The 24,311-nt window shown below is 56.4% G+C and carries 20 protein-coding genes and 1 riboswitch; of the genes, 7 read left to right on the top strand and 13 right to left on the bottom strand.

Annotation, left to right across the window (positions count from 1 at the left end; genetic code table 11):
• Positions 1-124 precede the first annotated feature (124 nt).
• The 4 genes from polB to araB all read right to left on the bottom strand — a co-directional run bounded on the left by polB (position 125) and on the right by araB (position 6,603).
• Positions 125-2,482 (bottom strand): DNA polymerase II, encoded by a 2,358-nt coding sequence (gene polB / locus RHN82_RS05965; protein WP_047051338.1) that lies wholly within the window; start codon positions 2,480-2,482, stop codon positions 125-127.
• Between the two features lie 116 nt (positions 2,483-2,598).
• Positions 2,599-3,294, bottom strand: coding sequence for an L-ribulose-5-phosphate 4-epimerase (gene araD / locus RHN82_RS05960; RefSeq protein WP_047051336.1), 696 nt, complete (start codon positions 3,292-3,294; stop codon positions 2,599-2,601).
• An 86-nt stretch (positions 3,295-3,380) separates the two neighbouring features.
• A complete protein-coding gene (gene araA / locus RHN82_RS05955) occupies positions 3,381-4,883 on the bottom strand; it encodes an L-arabinose isomerase (RefSeq protein ID WP_003856405.1) in 1,503 nt (500 codons plus the stop codon).
• A gap of 10 nt (positions 4,884-4,893) precedes the next feature.
• Positions 4,894-6,603 (bottom strand): ribulokinase, encoded by a 1,710-nt coding sequence (gene araB, locus RHN82_RS05950; protein WP_047051335.1) that lies wholly within the window; start codon positions 6,601-6,603, stop codon positions 4,894-4,896.
• A gap of 337 nt (positions 6,604-6,940) precedes the next feature.
• Between araB and araC the strand changes: the two genes are divergently transcribed.
• Positions 6,941-7,786, top strand: coding sequence for an arabinose operon transcriptional regulator AraC (gene araC, locus RHN82_RS05945; protein ID WP_003856402.1), 846 nt, complete (start codon positions 6,941-6,943; stop codon positions 7,784-7,786).
• Positions 7,787-7,904: 118 nt separating this feature from the next.
• Positions 7,905-8,672 (top strand): DedA family protein, encoded by a 768-nt coding sequence (locus RHN82_RS05940; protein ID WP_023324146.1) that lies wholly within the window; start codon positions 7,905-7,907, stop codon positions 8,670-8,672.
• Between the two features lie 28 nt (positions 8,673-8,700).
• On the opposite strand, the gene thiQ is transcribed toward RHN82_RS05940, so the two are convergent.
• The 4 genes from thiQ to sgrR form a co-directional block, all read right to left on the bottom strand.
• Entirely contained in the window at positions 8,701-9,399 is a 699-nt protein-coding gene (gene thiQ / locus RHN82_RS05935; protein WP_047051334.1) for a thiamine ABC transporter ATP-binding protein ThiQ, read from the bottom strand.
• Positions 9,383-10,993 carry a thiamine/thiamine pyrophosphate ABC transporter permease ThiP gene (thiP, locus tag RHN82_RS05930; RefSeq protein ID WP_047051333.1) on the bottom strand — a complete coding sequence of 537 codons (1,611 nt, stop codon included), beginning with the start codon at positions 10,991-10,993 and terminating at the stop codon, positions 9,383-9,385. The genes thiQ and thiP overlap by 17 nt, the downstream gene beginning before the upstream one ends.
• The gene (thiB, locus tag RHN82_RS05925; protein WP_047051332.1) at positions 10,969-11,952 is read right to left on the bottom strand and encodes a thiamine ABC transporter substrate binding subunit; all 984 of its coding nucleotides are present in this window, start codon (positions 11,950-11,952) and stop codon (positions 10,969-10,971) included. Before thiB ends, thiP begins: the two co-directional genes overlap by 25 nt.
• A gap of 31 nt (positions 11,953-11,983) precedes the next feature.
• A riboswitch (TPP riboswitch) is annotated at positions 11,984-12,084 on the bottom strand.
• Between the two features lie 57 nt (positions 12,085-12,141).
• Positions 12,142-13,776: an HTH-type transcriptional regulator SgrR gene (gene sgrR, locus RHN82_RS05920; protein WP_047051331.1), complete on the bottom strand. Its 1,635-nt coding sequence runs from the start codon at positions 13,774-13,776 to the stop codon at positions 12,142-12,144.
• Between the two features lie 88 nt (positions 13,777-13,864).
• Here sgrR and sgrT point away from each other — a divergent pair, with 88 nt between their 5' ends.
• The 3 genes from sgrT (at position 13,865) to RHN82_RS05905 (ending at position 15,686) form a co-directional block, all read left to right on the top strand.
• On the top strand, positions 13,865-14,017 hold the full coding sequence (sgrT, locus tag RHN82_RS05915) for a glucose uptake inhibitor SgrT (RefSeq protein ID WP_023303076.1): 153 nt from the start codon (positions 13,865-13,867) through the stop codon (positions 14,015-14,017).
• A 121-nt stretch (positions 14,018-14,138) separates the two neighbouring features.
• Positions 14,139-15,317 carry a sugar efflux transporter gene (locus RHN82_RS05910; protein ID WP_047051329.1) on the top strand — a complete coding sequence of 393 codons (1,179 nt, stop codon included), beginning with the start codon at positions 14,139-14,141 and terminating at the stop codon, positions 15,315-15,317.
• 216 nt (positions 15,318-15,533) lie between these two features.
• Positions 15,534-15,686 (top strand): Hok/Gef family protein, encoded by a 153-nt coding sequence (locus RHN82_RS05905; protein WP_010427008.1) that lies wholly within the window; start codon positions 15,534-15,536, stop codon positions 15,684-15,686.
• Between the two features lie 91 nt (positions 15,687-15,777).
• On the opposite strand, the gene leuD is transcribed toward RHN82_RS05905, so the two are convergent.
• The 5 genes from leuD to leuL form a co-directional block, all read right to left on the bottom strand.
• Positions 15,778-16,383, bottom strand: a complete 606-nt coding sequence (gene leuD, locus RHN82_RS05900; RefSeq protein ID WP_032670569.1) for a 3-isopropylmalate dehydratase small subunit — start codon at positions 16,381-16,383, stop codon at positions 15,778-15,780.
• Between the two features lie 10 nt (positions 16,384-16,393).
• Positions 16,394-17,794, bottom strand: coding sequence for a 3-isopropylmalate dehydratase large subunit (gene leuC, locus RHN82_RS05895; protein WP_047051325.1), 1,401 nt, complete (start codon positions 17,792-17,794; stop codon positions 16,394-16,396).
• 2 nt (positions 17,795-17,796) lie between these two features.
• Complete coding sequence (gene leuB / locus RHN82_RS05890; protein ID WP_047051324.1) at positions 17,797-18,888, bottom strand: 3-isopropylmalate dehydrogenase; 1,092 nt, start codon at positions 18,886-18,888, stop codon at positions 17,797-17,799.
• Positions 18,888-20,459 (bottom strand): 2-isopropylmalate synthase, encoded by a 1,572-nt coding sequence (gene leuA, locus RHN82_RS05885; RefSeq protein ID WP_047051323.1) that lies wholly within the window; start codon positions 20,457-20,459, stop codon positions 18,888-18,890. Before leuA ends, leuB begins: the two co-directional genes overlap by 1 nt.
• 91 nt (positions 20,460-20,550) lie before the next feature.
• Complete coding sequence (leuL, locus tag RHN82_RS24550) at positions 20,551-20,637, bottom strand: leu operon leader peptide (RefSeq protein ID WP_057979999.1); 87 nt, start codon at positions 20,635-20,637, stop codon at positions 20,551-20,553.
• Positions 20,638-21,265: 628 nt separating this feature from the next.
• Here leuL and leuO point away from each other — a divergent pair.
• Together leuO and ilvI are read left to right on the top strand one after the other, a co-directional pair.
• On the top strand, positions 21,266-22,210 hold the full coding sequence (leuO, locus tag RHN82_RS05880; protein WP_047051322.1) for a transcriptional regulator LeuO: 945 nt from the start codon (positions 21,266-21,268) through the stop codon (positions 22,208-22,210).
• A 376-nt stretch (positions 22,211-22,586) separates the two neighbouring features.
• Positions 22,587-24,311, top strand: coding sequence for an acetolactate synthase 3 large subunit (gene ilvI, locus RHN82_RS05875; RefSeq protein WP_047051321.1), 1,725 nt, complete (start codon positions 22,587-22,589; stop codon positions 24,309-24,311).

The raw sequence follows: 24,311 nt of genomic DNA, 5'->3' as shown, positions 1-24,311 counted from the left end.
TGTTCGGCTCTAATCTTTAATTGCAGGCAATAGTTCGACCCCGTCAAAAAAGACGGTCGTCGAAAAATGGGTCCGGGAATGGAAAGGGCGCTATGGTACTGGATGGCAACGGTTTCGTCACGCGTCAAAATAGCCCAAGTTGTCCTGTCACTAGTGTAGCAAAGTCGTCATTGATGAACGGTAAAATTCCCTCCGCTACCGGCTGAAGCTGGCGGGTCAGGTAGTGATCGTAATCAAGCGGAGACTGCTGATAATCAACGGGTTCCGGGCCGTTAGTTGTCCAGACGTATTTGATCGTCCCCCGGTTCTGATACTGCGGCGCACGGCCCCGGCGAACGTTCTCTTCGTCCGCCAGCCTCGCGGCGCGTACGTGGGGAGGAACATTACGTTGATATTCCGCCAGCGGGCGGCGCAGGCGCTTGCGATATACCAGCTGGTCATCCAGCTCACCGGCCATCAGGCTGGCAATGGTTTCGCGCACGTAGTCCTGATAGGGCTCGTTGCGAAACACCCGCAGGTAGAGCGTCTGCTGGAACTTCTGCGCCAGCGGCGTCCAGTCGGTGCGCACCGTCTCCAGCCCTTTAAACACCATCCGCTGCGTGTCACCTTCCTGAATCAGCCCGGCGTAGCGCTTCTTGCTGCCCTGGTCGGTTCCGCGAATGGTCGGCATTAAAAAGCGGGCAAAATGGGTTTCAAACTCCAGCTCTAACGCGCTGGTTAACCGCTCTTTTTGCAAATTTTCGCGCCACCAGTCGTTCACGTAGGCGACCAGCTCTTTGCCGATTTGCGCGGCGGCGTCCTCTGAATGGGCCGCTTTCAGCCAGACAAAGGTGGAGTCGGTATCGCCATAAATCACGTCATAGCCCCGGGATTCAATCAGCGCTTTGGTCTGGCGCATAATGTCGTGCCCGCGCATGGTGATGGACGACGCCAGACGGGGATCAAAGAAGCGGCAGGCGCTGGTACCCAGCACGCCGTAAAAGGCGTTCATAATGATTTTCAGCGCCTGTGAGAGCGGCTTGTTGCCGTGGCGTTTCGCCTCGTCGCGGCCGTGCCAGATGTTTCCCACAATTTCGGGCAGGCAGTGTTTTTCCCGCGAGAAGCGTGCCCCAAGAAAACCTTCGGTGCTGTGCGCATCGTCTGGCTGCGCCATCCCCTCCACCAGCCCCACCGGATCAATCAGAAACGTGCGGATAATGGACGGGTACAGGCTTTTATAATCCAGCACCAGCACCGAGTCATACAGCCCGGGCCGTGAATCCATCACGTAACCGCCGGGGCTGGCCTGTGGCGGCACGTCGCCGAGGTTAGGGGCGACATAGCCCGCCCGGTGCATCCGTGGGAAATAGAGGTGGCTGAAGGCCGCTACCGAGCCGCCGTGCCTGTCGACCGCAAGGCCGTTCACCGTTGCGCGTTCCAGCAGGAAGGGCATGATCTCGGTTTTGTGGAAGATCTGCGTCACCAGCTCGCAATCTTTCAAGTTATAGGTGGCGAGCGCGGGTTTATCCTCGTTAAAGCGCCGGTCGATCTCGTCCATTCGGTCCCAGGGATTGTCGATGGATTTACCTTCGCCGAGCAGTTCCTGGGCGACCGCTTCCAGCGAGAAGGAAGAGAAGTTCCAGAAGGCGGATTTCAGCGCCTCGATACCGTCGATAATCAGGCGACCATTGGCCTGTGCGAAGAAAACACCGTTCTTAAAGCCGTGCTCACGCCACTCCAGCTCGCTGTTGCCGCGCCCCAGAATCAGCGGGATACGGTAACGCTCGGCATGTTTTTGCAGCACGCGCAGGTCAAACTGCACGACGTTCCAGCCGATCAGCACGTCCGGATCGTGCTCGGCAAACCACTGGTTAAGCTTCTCCAGCAGCTGCGGGCGGCTGTTGACGTACTCCAGATGAAAATCCAGCGCGGACGCATCGCCGTTCGGCGGCCCGAGCATATAGACAACCCGCTGCCCGCAGCCTTCAAGACCGATGCAGTAAAGTTCGCCGTGGCGGGTGGTTTCGATATCCAGCGACACCCACTTGAGCGGTGGGCGATAGTGCGGATTAGGCTTCAGGCGCGCGTTAACGATCCTGCCGTTTTGCGCGGCGCCATCTACCCAGACGGGGGCGGTGATAAACCGCTCCATCAGAAAGCGTTCAGGCGGGCGGATATCGGCCTCGTAAAGCGTCACGCCCGCTTCACGGAGCAGTTTTTCATAGCGCATTAACTGGCGATGGGCGCGGCAGTAGAGGCCGTAAACCGGCTGGCGATGGAAATCTTTCAGCTGAAGCGGCGTAAGGCGCCAGTTGTTTTCGCCGCGCAGCAGTTGTTTCACTTTCTCGACGTGAGCTTCAGGAATAAAGGCCACGGACTCCTGCGGCGGGAGCGTAACGTTTAGTGGGCCGTTGTCCGTTGCCAGCCAGAATTCAACCTCAGTACCCTGAGGGGTATCCCGCCAGTGTCTGGTCAGTAAAAAGCCTTCTTGCGCCTGCGTCACGCCGATATCCCATAAAACAAAACCAGGCCTGATTATAGCCTGGTTGAGGGGTGTTTGCTGGGGTTTTATACAGTGTCTGTTTAGCCGGATGGCGCTGCGCTTATCCGGCCTACAATCTATTGCCCGTAATACGCCTTCGCGCCGTGCTTACGCAGGTAATGCTTATCCAGCAGGGTTTGCTGCATATCCGGCAGCTGCGGCGCAAGCTGGCGGCAGAAGATCCCCATGTAGGCGACTTCCTCCAGCACGATCGCGTTGTGCACCGCGTCCTCCGCGTTTTTACCCCAGGCAAACGGGCCGTGGGAGTGCACCAGCACGCCGGGCATTTGCGCCGCGTCGATACCCTGTTTTTCGAAGGTTTCGACAATCACGTTCCCTGTTTCCCACTCGTACTCACCGTTGATCTCCGCATCGGTCATCAGACGCGTGCAGGGAATGGTGCCGTAAAAGTAGTCCGCGTGGGTGGTGCCGGTGGCCGGAATAGGCTGGCCCGCCTGCGCCCAGATGGTCGCGTGACGTGAATGGGTATGCACAATCCCGCCGATGGTTGGGAATGAGCGGTAGAGCAGGCGGTGGGTTGGCGTATCGGAGGAGGGCTTTTTATTGCCTTCAACCACTTCACCCGTTTCGAGGCTGACCACCACCATATCGTCTGCGGTCATTACCGTGTAATCCACGCCGGAAGGCTTGATCACGAACACCCCTTTTTCCCGATCAACGGCGCTGACGTTGCCCCATGTCAGGGTCACGAGGTTATGTTTTGGCAGCGCCAGGTTGGCTTCGAGTACCTGACGTTTGAGATCTTCTAACATTGTCGTCTCCTGCCGGATGGCGCTGCGCTTATCCGGCCTACAGAACCGTAGGCCCGGTAAACGAAGTGCCACCGGGCATTCAGGGCTTAACGTTTTGAACCGTAATAGACTTCGTTCCAGCGCAGCGCGTCTTTAAAGGCTGGCAGACGGGTGTCGTTATCAATCACGGTCAGCTCGATGTCGTGCAGCTCGGCGAACTGGCGCATATCGTTCAGGTCAAGCGCGTGGCTGAATACGGTGTGGTGCGCGCCGCCGGCCAGGATCCAGGCTTCCGAGGCGGTTGGCAGGTCAGGCTGCGCTTTCCACAAGGCATTAGCGACCGGCAGCTTCGGCAGAGAATGCGGGGTTTCAACCGCATCGACGCAGTTCACCAGCAGGCGGAAACGGTCGCCGAGGTCGATCAGGCTGGCGTTAATGGCCGGGCCGGTACGGGTGTTGAAGATCAGACGGGCCGGATCCGCTTTGCCGCCAATGCCGAGGTACTGCACGTCGAGGATCGGTTTCTCTTCAACCGCGATGGATGGACACACTTCCAGCATGTGCGAGCCGAGCACCAGATCGTTGCCGTTCTCGAAGTGGTAGGTGTAGTCCTCCATAAAAGAGGTGCCGCCCTGTAGACCGGTCGACATCACCTTCATGATGCGAAGCAGAGCGGCAGTTTTCCAGTCGCCTTCGCCCGCAAAGCCGTAGCCCTGCTGCATCAGACGTTGTACCGCCAGACCCGGGAGCTGTTTCAGGCCGTGGAGATCTTCAAAGGTGGTGGTAAAGGCATGGAAGCCGCCCTGTTCCAGAAAACGCTTCATGCCCAGCTCAATACGTGCGGCATCCAGCACGTTCTGGCGCTTGTCGCCGTTGATCTGTGCCGCAGGCGTCAGGCGGTAGCTGCTTTCGTACTCGTCCACGAGCGCGTTAACGTCGCCATCGCTGATGTCATTCACCACCTGCACCAGGTCGCCCACCGCCCAGGTGTTGACGGAGAAGCCAAATTTAATCTGCGCGGCCACTTTATCACCGTCGGTGACTGCCACTTCGCGCATGTTGTCGCCGAAACGCACCACTTTCAGGTGGCGGGTATCCTGCTTAGAGACCGCCTGACGCATCCAGGAGCCAATGCGTTTTTGTGCCTGACCGTCCTGCCAGTGCCCGGTCACTACGGCATGCTGTTGACGCATGCGCGCGCCGATGAAGCCGAACTCGCGGCCGCCGTGCGCGGTCTGGTTCAGGTTCATGAAGTCCATGTCGATGCTGTCCCACGGCAGGGAGGCGTTGAACTGCGTGTGGAATTGCAGCAGCGGTTTGTTGAGGATAGCCAGGCCGTTGATCCACATTTTGGCTGGTGAGAAGGTGTGCAGCCACACCACCAGGCCAGCGCATTTGTCATCGTAATTGGCATCGCGGCAGATGTTAGTGATTTCGTCCGGGGTGGTACCCAGCGGCTTCAGCACCAGTTTGCACGGCAGTTTGGCTTCCGCGTTCAGCGCATTCACAACGTGCTCCGCGTGTTTCGTCACCTGCTGCAACGCTTCCGGTCCGTACAGATGCTGGCTGCCAATCACAAACCACACTTCATAATTATTAAAAATGGTCATTATCATGTCCTTAATGTGTCAGGGTTGCCGTAGTGTCCGCGGTGCTTTTGGCCGGGGCGGCGACAGGGAGATAGTGAAGTTCGGCGCTTTTTGCCCATTGCTGGTAGCGCTGATAAAGCTGTTCAAAGCGTTGTGCCTGCTGAGTCTGCGGATGGAGCGTACTTTCGACGGCGCTCGCCATATGCTGTTGCGCGGTCGGGATATCTGCATGGACCCCTGCGGCCACGGCAGCGAAAATCGCGGCGCCCAGCGCACAGCACTGATCGGAGGCCACAATTTGCAGCGGCCGGTTCAGCACGTCGCAGCAGGCCTGCATAATCACCGGGTTTTTACGGGCGATCCCACCCAGCGCCATCACGTTGTTCACGTCAATGCCCTGGTCGATGAAGCACTCCATGATGGCGCGCGCGCCGAACGCGGTGGCGGCAATCAGGCCGCCAAACAGCGCGGGCGCGTCGGTCGCGAGGTTGAGATCGGTAATCACCCCTTTCAGACGCTGGTTGGCAAACGGCGTACGACGCCCGTTGAACCAGTCCAGCACCACCGGCAGGTGGTCGAGAGACGGATTTTTTGCCCAGGCGTCGGTGAGCTGCGGCAGAAGCTGTTTTTTGCTCGCCGTAATCTGCGTTTTCAGTTCAGGATGCGCGGCAGCCAGCTGATCCAGCGGCCAGCCGAGCACGCGGCCAAACCAGGCGTAGATATCGCCGAAGGCGGACTGGCCCGCTTCGAGGCCGATAAAATCGGGTACCACGCTGCCGTCAACCTGACCGCAGATGCCTTTCACCGCGCGGTCGCCGACGCTGGCTTTATCTGCCGTCAGAATGTCACAGGTGGAGGTGCCGATAACTTTTACCAGCGTGTTGGGCTGCGCACCCGCGCCCACGGCCCCCATATGGCAGTCGAACGCGCCGCCGGAAATGGTCACGTTTTGCGGCAAACCGAGGCGTTTCGCCCACTCTTCGCAGAGCGTGCCGACCGGAATATCAGCGGTGAAGGTGTCGGTAAACAGCGGGTATGTCAGGTTTTTGTTGATGATCGGGTCGAGTTCATCGAAGAACGCTGCCGGAGGCAGACCGCCCCAGCTTTCATGCCACAGCGATTTATGACCGGCGCTGCAACGGCCCCGACGAATATCCTGCGGACGCGTGGTGCCGGAGAGCAGGGCGGGAACCCAGTCGCACAGCTCAATCCATGACGCCGCTGCCTGTGCGACCGACGCGTCCGCACGGGTAACGTGCAGGATCTTGGCCCAGAACCACTCGCTGGAGTAAATTCCGCCGATATACCGTGAGTAGTCAGTTTTGCCCGGCTGATGGCATAAGCGGGTGATGGCTTCCGCCTCTTCCACGGCGGTATGGTCTTTCCACAGCACAAACATGGCGTTCGGGTTGTCGGCAAACTCCGGTCGCAGCGCCAGTACGCGGCCTTCGGCATCGACAGGAGCAGGCGTTGAGCCAGTGCTGTCGACGCCAATCCCCACGACATCGGCCCGCTGGGCGTCCGTCAGCTCCGCCAGCACGGTTTTGATCGCCGCTTCCATTGATTCAATGTAATCACGCGGGTGGTGGCGGAACTGGTTGTTCGGCGCATCGCAGTAGCGCCCCTCTTGCCAGCGCGGATACCACTCAACGCTGGTTGCTATCTCCTGGCCAGTCGTACAGTCCACTGCCAGCGCGCGAACTGAGTCGCTGCCAAAATCGAGGCCAATTGCAATTGCCATGGTGTTGCTCCATCCAAAAAACAGGTATGGAAGAACATTAGAGACTGGGGATAAAAATCGTCAGGCAGGATCCGCTAATCTTATGGACTAAATTGCTGTAGCCACGCAAAGTGTGACGCCGTGCAAATATTCTATGTGGACATTTCTGCCGCACTTATAGACACTTTTGTTACTGCTTATCTGCCCGTACTGGTGGACAAATCAGGGGAAAAGGCTGAAACATGGCGGACGTAAAAGAGGCGTGATGCTTTTTGGATCTTTTCGCGGGCCATTTTTAACCTGCTTTTATCGATATGGACAATTGGTTTCCTTCAGGACCCTTGGGAGAACTGAATCTATGGCCGAACCGCAAAACGATCCCTTACTGCCGGGCTACTCATTTAACGCCCATCTGGTGGCGGGGCTGACGCCAATTGAGGCCGAGGGATATCTCGATTTTTACGTCGATCGCCCTCTTGGCATGAAGGGATATATCCTCAACCTGACCGTACGCGGAGAAGGGGTCGTCAAAAACGGGGATCAGCAGTTTATCTGCCGCCCCGGTGATATGCTGCTGTTCCCGCCGGGGGAGATCCACCACTACGGGCGCCATCCGGATGCCAAAGAGTGGTATCACCAGTGGGTCTATTTCCGTCCGCGCGCCTACTGGCAGGAGTGGCTCTCGTGGCCGGCCATTTTCGCCCATACCGGTTTATATCGCCCGGATGAGGCGCATCTGGCGCAGTTCCGTGAGCTGTTCGCACAGATTATTGAAGCAGGGCAGGCGGGCGGGCGCTACGCCGAACTGCTGGCGATCAACCTGCTTGAACAGGTGCTGCTGCGCCGCATGGAGGCCATCAACGAGTCGCTTAATCCGCCGCTGGACAACCGCGTCCGCGACGCCTGCCAGTACATCAGCGACCACCTTGCCGACAGCCAGTTTGATATTGCCAGCGTCGCCCAGCATGTGTGCCTGTCGCCGTCACGGCTCTCTCATCTGTTCCGCCAGCAGCTTGGCGTGAGCGTACTCAGCTGGCGTGAGGATCAGCGCATCAGCCAGGCGAAACTGCTGCTCAGCACCACCCGAATGCCTATCGCCACTGTCGGGCGTAACGTTGGCTTTGAAGATCAGCTCTATTTCTCTCGCGTGTTTAAGAAGTGCACCGGTGCCAGCCCGAGCGAATTCCGTGCGGGATGTGAATAATCGGTAAACATTCAGGTGAACTTCAGGCGCATCTTGTAAACTATTCAGACAATTGATGCCTTGACGCGGTGCAGGGCGCTAAGCAGAATCGCTGATTCGTTTTCTGACCGGAATAGTTATGCAGGCATTGCTGGAACATTTTATTACCCAGTCCGTTATGTATTCGCTCATCGCCGTGGCGCTGGTGGCGTTTCTGGAGTCGCTGGCGCTGGTCGGGCTGATCCTGCCCGGCACCGTGATGATGGCGGGGCTTGGGGCGCTTATCGGCAGCGGCGAGGTCAATTTCTGGCAGGCGTGGATGGCCGGTATTATCGGTTGTTTGCTGGGGGACTGGATCTCCTTCTGGCTGGGCTGGCGCTTTAAGAAGCCGCTGCACCGCTGGTCGTTTATGAAAAAGAACAAAGCGCTGCTGGATAAAACCGAGCACGCGCTTCACCAGCACAGCATGTTCACTATCCTTGTGGGGCGCTTTGTTGGCCCAACGCGCCCGCTGGTGCCGATGGTGGCCGGGATGCTGGATCTGCCCGTCGCGAAGTTTGTGGTGCCGAACATCATCGGCTGTGTCTTCTGGCCGCCGTTCTACTTCCTGCCGGGGATCCTCGCAGGCGCGGCCATCGATATTCCTGACGGTATGCAAAGCGGTGAGTTCAAGTGGCTGCTGCTGGGCACGGCGGTGCTGCTGTGGCTGGCGGTCTGGCTCTGCTGGCGCCTGTGGCGCAGCGCGAAAGCCAGTGTTGATCGCCTGACGCGCTATCTTCCGCGCACGCGCCTGCTCTGGCTGGCCCCGCTGACGCTGGGAGTGGCCGTGGTGGCGCTGATCGCGCTGATACGCCACCCGCTGATGCCGGTGTACGGCGAGATCCTGTTGAAAGTGGTGAGCCGTTAAACGCCGGGCGGCACTGCGTTTGCCCGGCCTACGGTCTTATACCCAGTAATACTGACGCGCTTTCTTTCCCGCTCATCAAGGCGTCGGTTGTTCCATCCCACAGAATACGTCCCTCCGCGATCACCACCGATCGCGGCGCGATGCGTGCGGCATCTTCGATGCTATGCGAAACCATCAGCATCGTCAGTTGCTCGCGCTCGCAAACCTCCTCAACCAGCGAGAGCATCTCCTGACGCAGGGCCGGGTCGAGCGCCGAAAAGGGTTCGTCGAGCAGCAGCAGCGGCTGCTTGCGCACCAGACAGCGCGCCAGCGCCACGCGCTGGCGCTGGCCGCCGGAAAGCTCACCCGGTAGTCTGTTGATAAACGCAGCCAGGCCCATTTGTTCGGCGATCGCCTCCAGCGTCTGATGCTGCGCAGCACTGAGCTTTAACCCCGGATCCATACCCAGCGCGATGTTCTGCCACACCGTAAGATGATTGAACAGATTGTTTTCCTGAAACAGCATCGACACCGGGCGTTTAGCCGGCGGAGCGTAGGTATACTCGCCATTATCAATGACGATCGACCCGCTGGCAGGCTGTAAAAAACCGGCTATCAGATTGAGCAGGGTACTTTTTCCGGCCCCGCTGGGGCCAAGCACTGCGATTCGCTCTCCCTGACGAACGGAGAGGGTAAAACGCATTGGCAGGTGCTCATAAAGCCAGGTTACATCAGTCAGTTTTAACATCACGCCCCGGAAGTTTTTCGATAACGGTAAATAACGCAAAGCACAGCAGTAACAGGAGCAGCGCCGTGACGGCGCCGTCCTGGCTACGATAGGAGCCAATTTGCTGATAAAGCCAGAACGGCAGCGTGCGGAAATCCTCGTTGCCAAAGAGGGCCACCACGCCAAAATCGCCAATCGACAGCACGCAGGCAAACGCCAGCGCCTGGGCCAGCGGACGCTTTAGCGCGCGCAGTTCGACCACCTTCAGACGCTGCCAGCCCTGCATGCCCAGCGACTGACACAGCAAACTGTAGCGGCTGTTGACATCGCGCATCGGGTTTTCCAGCACCTTGAGCGCGTAAGGGATGGCCATCAGTGCGTTGGTAAAAATGACGATGCCGTCGGCGCTTTCCGGCAGGCCTATGGTGCTGTTGAACAGTAAAAAGAATCCGGTCGCCAGCACAATGCCCGGCATCGCCAGGATCAGCATACCCGTCAGCTCCAGCGCGTGTCCGGCTTTACGGGCATGACGCGCGTACAGCTCGCGGCTGCTCCAGAGCAGCATCATGGTCAGGATCACGCACAGGAGCCCGGCTGCCAGCGCGATGCGCAATGAGGTCCACGTCGCCTGCCACAGGACAGGCTGTTGCAGTACCGACAACACATTGCGATTCAGGCCATCAACGATAACGGCCAGCAGCGGGGGCAGCAGAAGCAGGAGTGCCAGCGCGATCAGCATAAAATCCGCGACGCGGCTGTGCAGGCTGTCCTGCGGATCGCGCCAGCCCGTCAAGTTGTTGCTGCCTGTGGGGATCGCTTTGCTCAGCCGCTGGCTGAGTAACACCAGCGCCAGACAGCAGACCATCTGCACGATCGCCAGCAGCGCGGCGCGGCCCGGATCATAGTCGTAACTTAAGGCCTGAAAGATCGCCAGCTCAATGGTGGTGGCCTGCGGCCCGCCGCCGAGAGAAAGCACGGTCGCGAAGCTGGCGAAGCAGAGCATAAAGATTAGCGCGGCCACCGGGGCAATCTGGCGTCGCAGCCATGGCCATTCGACAAAGCGGAAGAACGACCAGCCGCGCATGCCAAGCTGGGCGGCAATCTGGCGCTGCTCACCGGGAATGTTTTCCAGCGCCTGTAAAAAGAGGCGCGTCGCCATCGGCATATTGAAAAAAATATGCGCCAGCAGAATGCCTTTCAGGCCGTAAGGGGAGAAGGTCCATTCCAGACCAAGCAGGTTGAAGAGGGATGCCAGCCAGCCCTGCCGACCGTATACGCTCAGAATGCCGAACACCGCCACCAGCACGGGCAGGATCAGCGTCATCGCGCACAGCCGCAGCAGGGCAAGCCTGCCGGGGAAACGTCTGCGATAGAGGGCGCGCGCGAGGAAAATAGCCGGGATCGCCGACAGCAGCGCGGAGAGAAATGCCTGCCAGAAGGAGAAACGGATGACGTGCCAGAGATAGCTGTCGTGCCAGAGGGCGAGCAGATCGCTCTCGGGCGCGTTAAACCACAGCGCAAGGAATGCACCCAGACTGACGACCACCATCAGTATGGCGGCGAGCAGCCCGGGAACTAACCAGCCGGGGATCAGCGGCTGACGGCGCGTTGCCATTCACTTATCCATGCGGCGCGCTGGGCGGCAACCTGCTGCGGCGTAAATTCCAGTGAGGTTTGCGGCTTGTTCAACTGTTCAAAACCTGCCGGCAGCGCAACGTCAGTGACCGGGTACATCCAGTTGCCTGTCGGAATAGCGTTCTGGAATGCCGGGGAGATCATAAATTTCAGGAATTTTTCGGCAAGCTCCGGCTGTTTGCTCGCGGCGGTGCGGGCGGCCACTTCCACCTGCAAATAATGCCCTTCAGCAAAGTTCGCGGCGGCGTAGTTGTCTTTCTTCTCGGCGATAATGTGGTAGGCCGGAGAGGTCGTGTAGCTCAGCACCAGATCGCTTTCGCCTTTCAGGAACAGGCCGTAGGCTTCGCTCCAGCCTTTGGTGACGGTAACGGTTTTCGCGGCCAGCTTTTGCCACGCTTCCGGCGCTTTATCCCCATAGACTTTCTGCATCCACAGCAGCAGCCCCAGACCCGGCGTGCTGGTGCGCGGATCTTCATAAATTACGCGCCACTTCTGGTCACTTTCAACCAGCTCTTTCAGGCTTTTGGGCGGATTCTTCAGCTTGTTTTTATCGTAGACAAACGCAAAGTAGCCGTAATCAAAGGGAACGAAGGTGTCGTTCTTCCAGCCGCCCGGTACGTTGACGGCATCTGCCGCCACGCCGCTTTTGGCGAACAGTCTGGTTTGGGTGGCGGCTTCCAGCAGGTTGTTATCCAGCCCGAGCACCACGTCGGCTTTGCTGTTTTTGCCTTCCATGCGCAGACGGTTGAGCAGCGAGACGCCATCTTCCAGCGCCACGAATTTCAGCTCGCAGTTGCAGTCGGCTTCAAAGGCTTTTTTGACGACCGGGCCGGGGCCCCAGTCGGCGGAGAAGGAGTCGTAGGTGTAGACCGTCAGAACGGGCTTAGCAAAAACAGGCAGCGCAACCAGCGCCAGCAGAGGAAGAACGTTTTTTAACACTTTGCACCTCAGGGTTGAGTGGCAAAGGATTTTGAGAGACAGCCTCAAATCCCTTCGCCGGCGTTATCCGGATCAGGTTCGACGGGTATTATCTCAGCGCACATCAGTGATGCAGCACCCCGTTGAGAACGGCGCTATTGTAATGATTTAGTGAATATTACGAAAGCGTTATGGCTCCGGCGGCGCAAACTAGGCGGATTTAAAATCAAACCAGCCGAGGGTATTCATCCGCAGACCGCGCATGCTGCGCTGCCCCTGGATCAGCAGCCAGTGGTGAATCAGTGGTACGATCGTCTGCCCGGTCAGTAATTCCTGACACCAGGCGGCCAGATCCATTTCTCCCGCCCGCCACCGCGCGGCGTCCTGCTGCCAGTCCCGGTTGATACAGTGCTGAATCAGGGGCACCTCGTACAGGTGAGAAAAGAGCGAGAAATCAAGCGGCAGCGTAAAATTCGCGCTGTTGAGCCAGATATCGCTGATTACGTCTCCGCGATGCCATTCATCATAATCGACTTCCTGTATCGCCAGCGTCACGCCTTCGGCTGCCAGCAGCGTGCTCATGATCCTCGCCAGAAAACGGTGCTCAATGTGATCGCGATAGTAGCTGAGGGTGATGGTCTCCAGTCCGGCAGGCTTTTCGCTGCGGACGGGCTGCGCATGGTGCCAGCGTGGGAGCAGGCCATAGGCCGGGAACCACCAGGTCTGGTATTGCTCCTCTGCGTGATAAATCAGGTTAGCGGGCGCCAGAATATGACTTATCCACCTGCGGACGTCGTGGTTTGCCCCGCGATGGCTGCGGCTATCAAAGAGCAGGTAGTAGCAGCCCTCCTCCAGGCGGCTTTCGAACGCCTTTTCACCGGCTGTTGGCCCTTCCAGGGTCAGGCCTGCGCTCAGCTCTTCGTTGAGATCCGGTAACACCCAGACGTTCACTTCGTCGATCAACGCCCTATAGCCAAAGTAATCATCAAAGGCGCGGATCTTCAGTTGATTACTGTTATTGCGCGTAACGGAGTAAGGGCCCGTACCAATCGGCTGGCTGGAAAAATTGTTCAGGGATCGCCACTCGGCAGGCAGGATCATTGAGGGGACGTAGCCCAGAAGCCACGGAAGCCATTTGTCCGGCTGCGATAGCTCAATATCCAGCGTCCAGGCCGTTGGGGAGTGGATCCGCGCGATATGCGAATAGAGCGGCAGCGTGCGGGCGCGCTCTAAGGAATCGATAACGTCGCGCATCTCCAGCTCGCGTCCATGGTGGAAATGAATGCCGGGGCGTAAAAAGAAGCGCCAGTGCAGCGGGGATACCTGCTGCCAGTGATGGGCAATATCCGCTTCCAGTTCCCCGTTTTCCTCATTTATCCGCGTCAGGCCGCTAAAAATCTGCCGGGCCATGTGGGTTTCAGAGCGACGTAATGCCGTGCCGGGCAACAGATTTTTCATTGGGCGGTAATAAAGCACCCGCAGAATGTGGCGTCCCTGACGAAAGCTGCGTCCCAGATGCGAGACCAGCATCTGGCGCACGGCGGCTTTGTCGCCCACCAGCTGGACCAGCTGATCGATGCGGTCCTGCTCCAGCAGATCCTCCGCCCGCTGTTGCTGTAGCGCCAGGCCGGTATAAAGGAAAGTCAGGCGCGAACGCTTGCCGCGTCCGGCTTCGGCCTCCCAGTTTAGCCAGCCCTGCTGCTGCATGGTATTAAGGAGCGTGCGCATATGACGCCGGGAGCAGTTGAGGAGCTCAGCCAGCTCGTTCAGCGTGGTCTCCTGCGATTGCCCCTCGCAGCACTGCCAGAGGCGGATAAATTGTTGTTGCAGACGACCGGAAGGCATAAAAGGGGAACTCCTGACAAAAAATCAGCAATTTATTAATCCCTATATTACGCCAATAATCCTTATCGATGAAGCGAGGAGGTAAATTATGAAGAGGTCTACCGCACGTCAGTTTTATCAGCACTATTTTTCAGCGACAAAGGGAGTGTCCTGGCTGGCCCGCCAGTGCGCAGAGCAGCGGCTGAGAATACTGGAAGATCTGATGCAGTGGGACGTTACGAAATCGACCTCTTCTCGCTAACTCGCCTCGATCATGTGTGACTGAGTATTGGTGCTAATCACCCGCCAGCAAAATGTTTTTTGCTGGCTTTTTTCGTTTACTATTCCACCCAATTTCGATTCGCTTTCATAAGGACTTGTGCATGCTCTGGTTGATGACGATGGGGCGACGCCTGAATGGCGTGTACGCCGCTTTTATGCTGGTGGCCTTCATGATGGGCGTGGCCGGCGCGCTTCAGGCGCCGACGCTGAGCCTGTTTCTCAGCCGCGAGGTGGGGGCGCAGCCGTTTTGGGTGGGCCTGTTCTACACCGTCAACGCCATTGCCGGGATCCTCGTCAGCCTGTGGCTGGCGAAACGATCCGACAGCCAGGGCGATCGCCGCAAGCTGATCCTCTTTTGTTGCGCCATGGCCGTGGGCAACGCGTTATTGTTTGCCTTCAACCGCCATTACCTGACGCTCATTACCTGCGGCGTGCTGCTGGCCTCTCTGGCGAACACCGCCATGCCGCAACTGTTCGCCCTGGCCCGGGAGTACGCCGACAGCTCGGCGAGGGAAGTGGTGATGTTCAGCTCGGTGATGCGTGCGCAGCTCTCTCTCGCGTGGGTCATCGGTCCGCCGCTGGCGTTTATGCTGGCGCTGAACTACGGCTTCACCACCATGTTTTCCATCGCGGCGGGGATTTTTGTCATCAGCCTGGCGCTGATAGCCTTTGCGCTGCCATCGGTGGCGCGCGTAGAGCAGGTGACGGACAAGCCCATCACCCAGGTGAGCGGCTGGCAGGATAAAAATGTCCGCATGTTGTTTATCGCCTCCACGCTGATGTGGACCTGCAACACCATGTACATTATTGATATGCCGCTGTGGATCAGCAGCGATCTGGGGCTGCCCGACAAGCTCGCGGGTATTCTGATGGGCACCGCTGCCGGGCTGGAGATCCCGGCGATGATTCTGGCGGGTTACTACGTCAAACGTTTCGGAAAGCGTCGGATGATGGTCGTCGCCGTGGCGGCTGGGGTGGTGTTCTACGCGGGGCTGATCCTGTTCCATTCGCGTGAAGCCTTGCTGGCGTTACAGCTGTTTAACGCGGTATTTATCGGCATCGTTGCCGGGATCGGCATGCTCTGGTTCCAGGATTTAATGCCGGGGCGCGCAGGCTCCGCGACCACGCTGTTTACCAACAGTATCTCTACCGGCGTGATTCTGGCAGGGGTAATTCAGGGGGCGCTGTCGCAAAGCTATGGGCATGCATCCGTGTACTGGGTGATCGCAGCGATTTCGCTTGTCACGCTGATGCTGACGTGCCGGGTAAAAGACGTTTGATTCTGGAAGGCGGCTTCACGAAATGAAACGATTTTCTGACAGGCGCCGAGAAGGTGCATAGAGTGCGTGGCGGGTGCTTGAGGCTGTTTGCCTCAGGCTTTCGCAAGAGGCAAACAGTGGAGAGTCCCACATCAAAAAACTGATGGGGAGACCAACTTCACAACGATCATTGCGAGGTTAGTCTCTTCATTGCCGAAAAGCAATAAGGAGGCTGGAATGCCAAAACGTACTCTGCTGTTAGGTTTGTTTCTGATCTGTACGACGCTGTTGATCTTCACCTGGATGGTGCGCGACTCGCTGTGTGAGCTGCACTTCAGACAGGAGAAAACAGAGCTGGCGGCAGTGTTGGCTTACGAAGCGAAACGTTAGCGGTATTGGCGGGGGTTTTTCCCCGCCTCTCCAGGGTGGTTGAGCCTCAACGCACCCTTATCAATGGCCCGCGCCCTGCGGGCCATTGCCTTTAGCCCATAAACGCAGGCTGTTTTTTCTCGTAGGCGGAGATAGCCTCTTCGTGTTGCAGCGTCAGGCCAATGCTGTCCAGACCGTTCAGCATGCAGTGGCGACGGAACGCATCAATGCTGAAGCGGTAGGACTTGTCACCGGCTTTCACCACTTCCGCTTCCAGATCCACTTCAAACGAAATCCCCGGATTTGCCTGCACCAGCGCAAACAGTTCATCGACCTGTTCGTCACTCAGCGTCACCGGCAGCAGCTGGTTGTTGAAGCTGTTGCCGTAGAAGATATCCGCGAAGCTTGGGGCGATAACCACCTTAAAGCCGTAGTCGGTCAATGCCCATGGCGCATGTTCACGCGACGATCCGCAGCCAAAGTTTTCCCGCGCCAGCAAAATGGAGGCGCCTTTGTATTCCGGAAAGTTCAGGACGAATTCCGGGTTCGGCACTTCGCCTTTATCGTCGAGGAAACGCCAGTCGTTGAACAGATGCGCACCAAAACCCGTGCGCGTCACTTTCTGCAAAAACTGCTTAGGAATGATCGCGTCGGTATCGACGTTAGCGGCGTCCAGCGGGACAACCCGGCCCGTATGTTGGGTAAATTTCTCTGCCATGATTGTCTCCTTATTTCAGGCTGCGAATATCGGCGAAATGACCGGTGACTGCCGCAGCGGCGGCCATTGCCGGGCTGACCAGGTGGGTGCGCCCACCGCGGCCCTGACGGCCTTCAAAGTTACGGTTGCTTGTGGAGGCACAGCGCTCACCCGGATTCAGGCGGTCGTTGTTCATCGCCAGACACATGGAGCAACCCGGCAGGCGCCACTCGAAGCCTGCGTCGATAAAGATCTTATCCAGACCCTCGGCTTCCGCCTGGGCTTTCACCGGACCGGAGCCTGGCACAACCAGCGCCTGCACGCCCGGCGCCACTTTGCGGCCTTTAGCGATTTCTGCCGCAGCGCGTAAATCTTCAATACGGGAGTTGGTACAGGAGCCGATGAATACTTTATCAATGCTCACGTCGGTCAGCGGCACGCCGGGTTTCAGCCCCATGTAAGCCAGCGCTTTTTCCGCACTGGCGCGCTCGACCGGATCGGCGAAGGAAGCCGGATCGGGAATGGCGTCGTTGACCGACATCACCTGCCCCGGGTTGGTTCCCCAGGTGACCTGCGGGGCGATCTCTTCCGCCTGCAACGTCACAACGGTATCAAAAACTGCCCCCTCGTCCGTTTTCAGGGTTTTCCAGTAGGCTACCGCGTCGTCAAAATCCTGACCTTTCGGCGCATGCAGACGCCCCTTCACATAGTTGAAGGTGGTTTCGTCTGGGGCCACCAGGCCTGCTTTGGCGCCCATCTCAATGGCCATGTTGCACAGGGTCATACGACCTTCCATGCTAAGCGCCTGGATAGCGTCGCCGCAGAACTCAACGACGTGACCGGTGCCGCCTGCGCTGCCGGTTTTGCCGATAATCGCCAGCACGATATCTTTCGCGGTGATACCCGGCGCGGCTTTCCCCTTCACTTCAATCTTCATGGTTTTGGCGCGGCCCTGCTTCAGGGTCTGCGTCGCCAGAACGTGTTCAACTTCAGAGGTGCCAATCCCGAACGCCAGGGCGCCAAATGCGCCGTGCGTTGCGGTGTGGGAGTCGCCGCAGACGATGGTCATGCCCGGCAGCGTAATCCCCTGCTCAGGCCCCATTACGTGGACGATGCCCTGATAGGGATGGTTCAGATCGTACAGCTCCACGCCAAACTCGTTACAGTTCTTAATCAGCTCCTGCATCTGGATACGCGCCATCTCGCCAGATGCATTGATGTCTTTGGTCTGAGTGGATACGTTGTGATCCATCGTGGCAAAGGTTTTACCCGGCTGACGCACCGGGCGCTTATGCGCGCGCAGGCCGTCAAATGCCTGAGGAGAGGTCACTTCGTGTACCAGATGACGGTCGATATACAACAGTGGGGTTTCGTTTGGTGCTTCGTAGACAACGTGCGCATCAAACAACTTCTCATATAACGTCTTAGCCATGATTACACCCCTTCAGCGACATAGCGGGCAATGATGTCGCCCATTTCATCGGTACTGACTGCCGCCGTGCCGCGTGCTAAATCACCGGTACGGACGCCTTCTTCTAACGCCCGGTTAATGGCGTTTTCAATTGCGGTTGCTGCTTCGCCTGCATCCAGGCTGTAGCGCAGCAGCAGAGCCAGGGAGAGGATCTGCGCAATCGGGTTGGCGATGTTCTTGCCTGCGATATCCGGCGCGGAGCCGCCCGCAGGCTCATACAGGCCAAAGCCTTCTTCGTTCAGACTGGCGGATGGCAGCATGCCCATGGAGCCGGTGATCATCGCGCATTCATCCGAGAGAATATCGCCGAACAGGTTGGAGCACAGCAGCACGTCAAACTGGGACGGATCTTTAATCAACTGCATCGTTGCGTTGTCGATATACATATGCGACAGCGCAACGTCCGGGTACTGCTTAGCGACTTCACTGACGATTTCGCGCCACAAAATGGACGACTGGAGCACGTTTGCTTTATCAATCGAGGTCACTTTACGGCGGCGTTTGCGCGCTGACTCAAACGCGATATGGGCGATACGTTCAATTTCAAAACGGTGATAGACCTCGGTATCAAACGCTTTCTCATGCTGACCGCTGCCTTCGCGACCTTTTGGCTGACCGAAGTAGATGCCGCCGGTCAGCTCACGCACGCACAGGATGTCGAAACCGTTGGCCGCGATATCCGCGCGCAGCGGGCAAAATTCTTCCAGCCCCGGGTACAGCTTCGCCGGACGCAGGTTGCTGAACAGTTTGAAGTGTTTACGCAGCGGCAGCAGCGCACCGCGCTCCGGCTGCTCTGCTGGCGGCAGGTGTTCCCACTTTGGACCGCCCACGGAGCCAAACAGAACGGCATCGGCATTTTCGCAGCCTTCTACAGTCTCTTTCGGCAAGGGAGTACCGTGGTTATCAATCGCAATACCGCCCACGTCGTAGTGGCTGGTAGTAATTTTCATCGCAAAACGCGAACGAACAGCTTCCAGTACTTTCAGCGCCTGTGCCATCACTTCCGGGCCAATACCGTCACCCGGCAACACAGCAATATGGTAATTCTTCGACATCACACGGTTTCCTTGTTGTTCTCTTTATTCTGAGCTTTGCGTTGCAACTCTTTTTCGACTTCGGCGGCGCGCCAGATGTTATTCAGGACATGCACCATCGCTTTCGCGGAGGATTCGACGATATCTGTCGCCAGACCCACACCGTGGAAGCGGCGACCGTTGTAGTTGACGACGATATCAACCTGGCCCAGGGCGTCTTTACCGTGCCCTTTTGCCGTCAGGTCGTATTTCACCAGCTCTACGTCGTACTCAGTGACGCGGTTAATCGCCTGGTAAATGGCATCCACAGGGCCGTTACCGTTGGCGGCTTCCGCTTTAATTTCATCGCCGCAGGCCAGCTTGACGGAGGCGGTAGCGATATCGCTTGAACCTGACTGAACGGTGAAGTAGTCCAGACGGAAGTGCTCTGGCTCTTCCTGCTGTTTATTGATGAATGCCAGCGCTTCCAGGTCGTAATCGAAGACCTGGCCTTTTTTGTCAGCCAGCTTCAGGAATGCGTCGTACAGCTGATCCATGTTGTAATCGCTGTCCTTATAACCCATCTCTTCCATACGGTGTTTTACCGCCGCGCGGCCAGAGCGTGAGGTCAGGTTCAGCTGAACCTGGTTCAGACCGATGGATTCCGGAGTCATGATTTCGTAGTTTTCACGGTTCTTCAGCACGCCATCCTGGTGAATACCGGAGGAGTGGGCAAACGCGCCAGCCCCAACAATCGCCTTGTTCGCCGGGATCGGCATGTTGCAAATCTGGCTCACGGTCTGGCTGGTGCGCCAGATTTCGTTGTGATTGATGCGAGTGTGCACGTTCATAATGTCTTTGCGCACTTTGATCGCCATGATCACTTCTTCCAGCGAGCAGTTGCCGGCACGTTCACCAATGCCATTCATTGCCCCTTCTACCTGACGCGCGCCGGCGTGGACGGCGGCGATGGCATTGCCCACAGCCAGGCCCAAATCGTCATGGGTATGCACGGAGATGATGGCTTTATCAATATTTGGCACGCGATCGTACAGACCGGTGATGATGCTGGAGAACTCAAACGGCATGGTGTAGCCGACGGTGTCCGGGATGTTGATGGTTCTGGCTCCGGCATTAATCGCGGCTTCCACTACACGGGCCAAATCGTCAATCGGAGTGCGGCCTGCATCTTCACAGGAGAATTCGACGTCATCAGTGTAGTTACGCGCGCGTTTGACCATATACACCGCTCGTTCGATCACTTCATCCAGCGTACTGCGCAGCTTGGTCGCAATGTGCATGGGGGAGGTGGCAATGAATGTATGGATACGGAAAGCTTCTGCAACTTTCAGGGATTCCGCGGCCACATCAATATCTTTCTCTACGCAGCGAGCCAGACCGCACACGCGGCTGTTTTTGATGGTGCGGGCGATGGTCTGTACTGACTCGAAATCACCCGGCGAGGAGACGGGAAAACCGACTTCCATTACGTCTACACCCATGCGTTCGAGGGCCAGCGCAATTTGCAGTTTTTCTTTAACACTCAGGCTCGCCTGTAATGCCTGTTCACCGTCACGTAAAGTAGTATCGAAAATAACGACTTGCTGGCTCATGGGTTAGGTCCTTGTCAGTCTTAGGGCGCCTTGCTACGAGCATAAAAAAACCCGCGCAGTGGCGCGGGTTTTTAGTTTTACTGAAGACGATTCAACGCTGAATTTCGCCCGCCAGTCTACCGCGCACAGTGGATGCGTTTAGTAGTAGTAGACCGGTGAAACGAAGGGTGCGAATCATGAATCGTGCTCCAGGTGAATGCGATATGCTTTTAGTGGTACTGGATACGCCGACGCATGTCAACCCCTCTCAGGCAAAACGGCCACTCAGCACAGGATAAACACATTAGCTAATTGTGCTGGTTTTTACGTAGCTAACCGCTTTAATTGTCTATTATTGGACTGGCGATTCATCTCTGGAATAATTTGAATATAATTGGTAGCAATTGAACACAGTATTTTTACCGATATGCCGTGAAATGGAATGTGTTTCATTTCATTGAGTTATAAGTTTCATGAATGAGTTGCGGGTGGGAAAGTTATCAATATTGATATCATTTTGTTAATGAAATCGCGGTGTCTGCCCTTCATAGTTTAATAATACTTAAGTTATTATTAACGAAGGCGGTGATTGTATATTTCCCTGGTTTATGGTTTCATGCCTGCATTAAAGTTATAGATATCATTTGAACGATTTTTAGCTCTTCATTTATGGGATGCGAAATGCCATCTCTTAAATGGGGGTTCTTTATATATTCCGAATTTTAAATAATTCCCTTTCGCTTGTTGTATATGCATGGTAAATCATATTTTTCGAAGTTATTACTGTACTTTGGCAAAGGGAATTTAGCGTGACAGTGGAGTCAGAAATGCCAGAAAATAATATTAACCAACCACAGCCTTATGATGGGGTTAAGCCTCAGTTACGCACAGTGGATCTCAACCTGTTAACTGTATTTGATGCCGTTATGCAGGAGCAGAATATTACGCGAGCAGCGCAATCTCTGGGAATGTCTCAACCTGCCGTGAGTAATGCCGTAGCCAGACTTAAGGTGATGTTTAACGACGAGTTATTCGTCCGGTATGGAAGAGGTATCCAGCCCACGGCGCGTGCATTCCAGCTATTCGGTTCGATTCGTCAGGCGCTACAGCTGGTACAAAATGAGCTTCCCGGCTCGGGTTTTGAACCTTTAAGCAGTGAACGGGTTTTCCATCTCTGTGTTTGTAGTCCGTTAGACAATTATTTGACGTCTGTTATATATAATAAAGTTGAACAGATTGCCCCTAATATTCATCTCGTTTTTAAATCATCATTAAATCAAAATACCGAACACCAGCTACGTTATCAGGAAACGGAGTTCGTTCTGGGCTATGAAGAGTTTCGCCGTCCAGAGTTTGCCTGTGTTCCGTTGTTTAAAGATGAAATGGTGCTAGTCGCCAGCAAAAAACATCCACGCATGAATTCACCGCTGCGTGAAAGCGATGTTTACAGCGAGCAGCATGCCGTTGTTGCTCTGGACAGATATGCTTCGTTCAGCCAGCCGTGGTATGACACAGCCGATAAACAAGCCAGCGTGGCCTATCAGGGGATGGCGATGGTCAGCGTATTAAATGTCGTCTCTCAGACGCAGCTAGTCGCTATTGCACCGCGCTGGCTTGCTGAAGAGTTCTCCGAATCGCTGAGCCTGCAAATTTTACCTCTGCCGCTCAAGCTGAACAGCCGTACCTGTTATCTTTCCTGGCATGAAGCCGCGGGTCGTGATAAAGGGCATCAGTGGATGGAAGAACTGCTGATCAATATTTGTCGTCGATAAGTCAGGGTGAATAAACCGCATGGTGTCATGCGGTTTATTCTGTGATTTTTTACGCAGGCAATATTTTGTTCTGTGCGCATTTTTCCAGACGCTCAGGGCGGCTTAAAAATAGATGATTTCCTGATCCATCCTCTTTTTAAGAGATGAATTATTAGCGTCTCCCCTTATACCAGACGAATTCACCATATTCGTGTCTGACAGCTGTTTTTTCTGCTTTTATTGCCCATTCCCGCATTCCGTTTGCTAATTGCCTGCCTCATAACGAGCGGTTAAGGTATTCATCACTCTGCACATTATAAGATGGGTTCACCCTGTCAGAAGACGGCGCGGAAATGAATTCTGCTGTCCGTCTATAACAAAAGCCTGGAGGCAAAGCATGGAGATGTTGTCTGGCGCGGAAATGGTCGTCCGATCGCTTATCGATCAGGGCGTGAAGCAAGTGTTCGGCTATCCCGGAGGCGCGGTTCTTGATATTTATGACGCGCTGCACACGGTAGGCGGTATTGATCATGTTCTGGTTCGTCATGAACAGGCTGCTGTGCATATGGCTGACGGCCTGGCCCGCGCCACGGGCGAGGTGGGTGTTGTGCTGGTCACTTCCGGACCGGGAGCGACCAATGCCATCACCGGCATTGCGACTGCGTATATGGACTCCATTCCACTGGTCATTCTCTCCGGACAGGTGGCGACGTCACTGATTGGCTATGATGCGTTTCAGGAATGCGACATGGTGGGGATCTCACGCCCCGTGGTGAAGCACAGCTTTCTGGTTAAGCAAACGGAAGACATTCCGGGCGTACTGAAAAAAGCCTTCTGGCTGGCCGCCAGCGGTCGTCCTGGGCCAGTGGTTGTCGATCTGCCAAAAGATATTCTCAATCCGGCGAACAAACTGCCTTATCTGTGGCCTGAGTCGGTGAGCATGCGTTCGTATAATCCGACGACGCAAGGGCACAAAGGCCAGATTAAGCGTGCGCTACAAACGCTGCTGGCTGCGAAAAAGCCCGTAGTCTATGTAGGGGGCGGCGCCGTCAATGCAGCCTGTGAAATGCAACTGCGTGAACTGATTGAGAAGCTGAATCTTCCTGTCGCGTCATCGCTGATGGGGCTGGGGGCATTTCCGGCTACCCACCGTCAGGCGCTGGGCATGCTGGGTATGCACGGCACCTATGAAGCCAATATGACGATGCACCATTCTGATGTGATTTTTGCCGTCGGCGTGCGTTTTGACGATCGTACCACCAATAACCTGGCGAAATACTGTCCGAATGCGACGGTGCTGCACATTGATATCGATCCGACTTCAATCTCTAAAACGGTGCCGGCGGATGTGCCGATCGTGGGGGATGCACGACAGGTGCTGGATCAAATGTTGGATCTGCTGGCGCAGGAGACCGCGTCTCAACCGCTGGACGAGATCCGCGACTGGTGGCAGCAAATCGAACAATGGCGTGGCCGACAGTGCCTTAAATACGACACGCAGAGTGAGAACATCAAGCCGCAGGCGGTGATCGAGACGATCTGGCGTCTGACCAATGGCGATGCGTATGTCACTTCTGACGTGGGCCAGCATCAGATGTTCGCTGCGCTGTACTACCCGTTTGATAAACCGCGTCGCTGGATCAACTCTGGCGGGCTTGGCACGATGGGCTTTGGTCTGCCCGCCGCGCTGGGGGTGAAGCTGGCGTTGCCAAACGAAACGGTTATCTGCGTGACGGGTGATGGCAGTATACAGATGAATATTCAGGAGCTTTCTACTGCGCTGCAATATGAGTTGCCAGTGCTGGTGTTGAACCTGAATAACGGTTACCTCGGTATGGTGAAGCAGTGGCAGGATATGATTTATTCTGGCCGGCACTCTCAGTCTTATATGAAGTCACTTCCGGACTTTGTCCGTCTGGCTGAAGCCTATGGTCATATTGGCATGCGAGTAACCGATCCGTCAGAGCTGGAAGCGAAGCTCGGCGAAGCGCTTGAGCACGTTAAAAACAATCGCCTCGTCTTCATGGACGTCATCGTCGACGGCACAGAGCACGTTTATCCGATGCATATCCGTGGCGGCGGTATGGATGAAATGTGGTTAAGCAAAACGGAGAGAACCTGA

Origin of the sequence: Enterobacter cloacae complex sp. EB5, from assembly GCF_031432835.1 — a bacterium.
Lineage (GTDB): Bacteria > Pseudomonadota > Gammaproteobacteria > Enterobacterales > Enterobacteriaceae > Enterobacter > Enterobacter hormaechei_C.
Note: the sequence above shows the minus strand (reverse complement) of the source record. Positions and strands in the feature narration are given on the sequence as shown.

Bases quoted from the DNA above. Each gene is read 5' to 3' on its own strand.
- leuD (WP_032670569.1), bottom strand. From the start codon at position 16,383: ATGGCAGAGAAATTTACCCAACATACGGGCCGGGTTGTCCCGCTGGAC.
- RHN82_RS05905 (WP_010427008.1), top strand. From the start codon at position 15,534: ATGCCAAAACGTACTCTGCTGTTAGGTTTGTTTCTGATCTGTACGACG.
- RHN82_RS05940 (WP_023324146.1), top strand. From the start codon at position 7,905: ATGCAGGCATTGCTGGAACATTTTATTACCCAGTCCGTTATGTATTCG.
- leuA (WP_047051323.1), bottom strand. From the start codon at position 20,459: ATGAGCCAGCAAGTCGTTATTTTCGATACTACTTTACGTGACGGTGAA.
- leuB (WP_047051324.1), bottom strand. From the start codon at position 18,888: ATGTCGAAGAATTACCATATTGCTGTGTTGCCGGGTGACGGTATTGGC.
- araA (WP_003856405.1), bottom strand. From the start codon at position 4,883: ATGACCATTTTTAATAATTATGAAGTGTGGTTTGTGATTGGCAGCCAG.
- sgrR (WP_047051331.1), bottom strand. From the start codon at position 13,776: ATGCCTTCCGGTCGTCTGCAACAACAATTTATCCGCCTCTGGCAGTGC.
- araD (WP_047051336.1), bottom strand. From the start codon at position 3,294: ATGTTAGAAGATCTCAAACGTCAGGTACTCGAAGCCAACCTGGCGCTG.
- RHN82_RS05910 (WP_047051329.1), top strand. From the start codon at position 14,139: ATGCTCTGGTTGATGACGATGGGGCGACGCCTGAATGGCGTGTACGCC.
- thiP (WP_047051333.1), bottom strand. From the start codon at position 10,993: ATGGCAACGCGCCGTCAGCCGCTGATCCCCGGCTGGTTAGTTCCCGGG.
- sgrT (WP_023303076.1), top strand. From the start codon at position 13,865: ATGAAGAGGTCTACCGCACGTCAGTTTTATCAGCACTATTTTTCAGCG.
- ilvI (WP_047051321.1), top strand. From the start codon at position 22,587: ATGGAGATGTTGTCTGGCGCGGAAATGGTCGTCCGATCGCTTATCGAT.
- leuL (WP_057979999.1), bottom strand. From the start codon at position 20,637: ATGATTCGCACCCTTCGTTTCACCGGTCTACTACTACTAAACGCATCC.
- leuO (WP_047051322.1), top strand. From the start codon at position 21,266: ATGCCAGAAAATAATATTAACCAACCACAGCCTTATGATGGGGTTAAG.
- thiQ (WP_047051334.1), bottom strand. From the start codon at position 9,399: ATGTTAAAACTGACTGATGTAACCTGGCTTTATGAGCACCTGCCAATG.
- araB (WP_047051335.1), bottom strand. From the start codon at position 6,603: ATGGCAATTGCAATTGGCCTCGATTTTGGCAGCGACTCAGTTCGCGCG.
- leuC (WP_047051325.1), bottom strand. From the start codon at position 17,794: ATGGCTAAGACGTTATATGAGAAGTTGTTTGATGCGCACGTTGTCTAC.
- araC (WP_003856402.1), top strand. From the start codon at position 6,941: ATGGCCGAACCGCAAAACGATCCCTTACTGCCGGGCTACTCATTTAAC.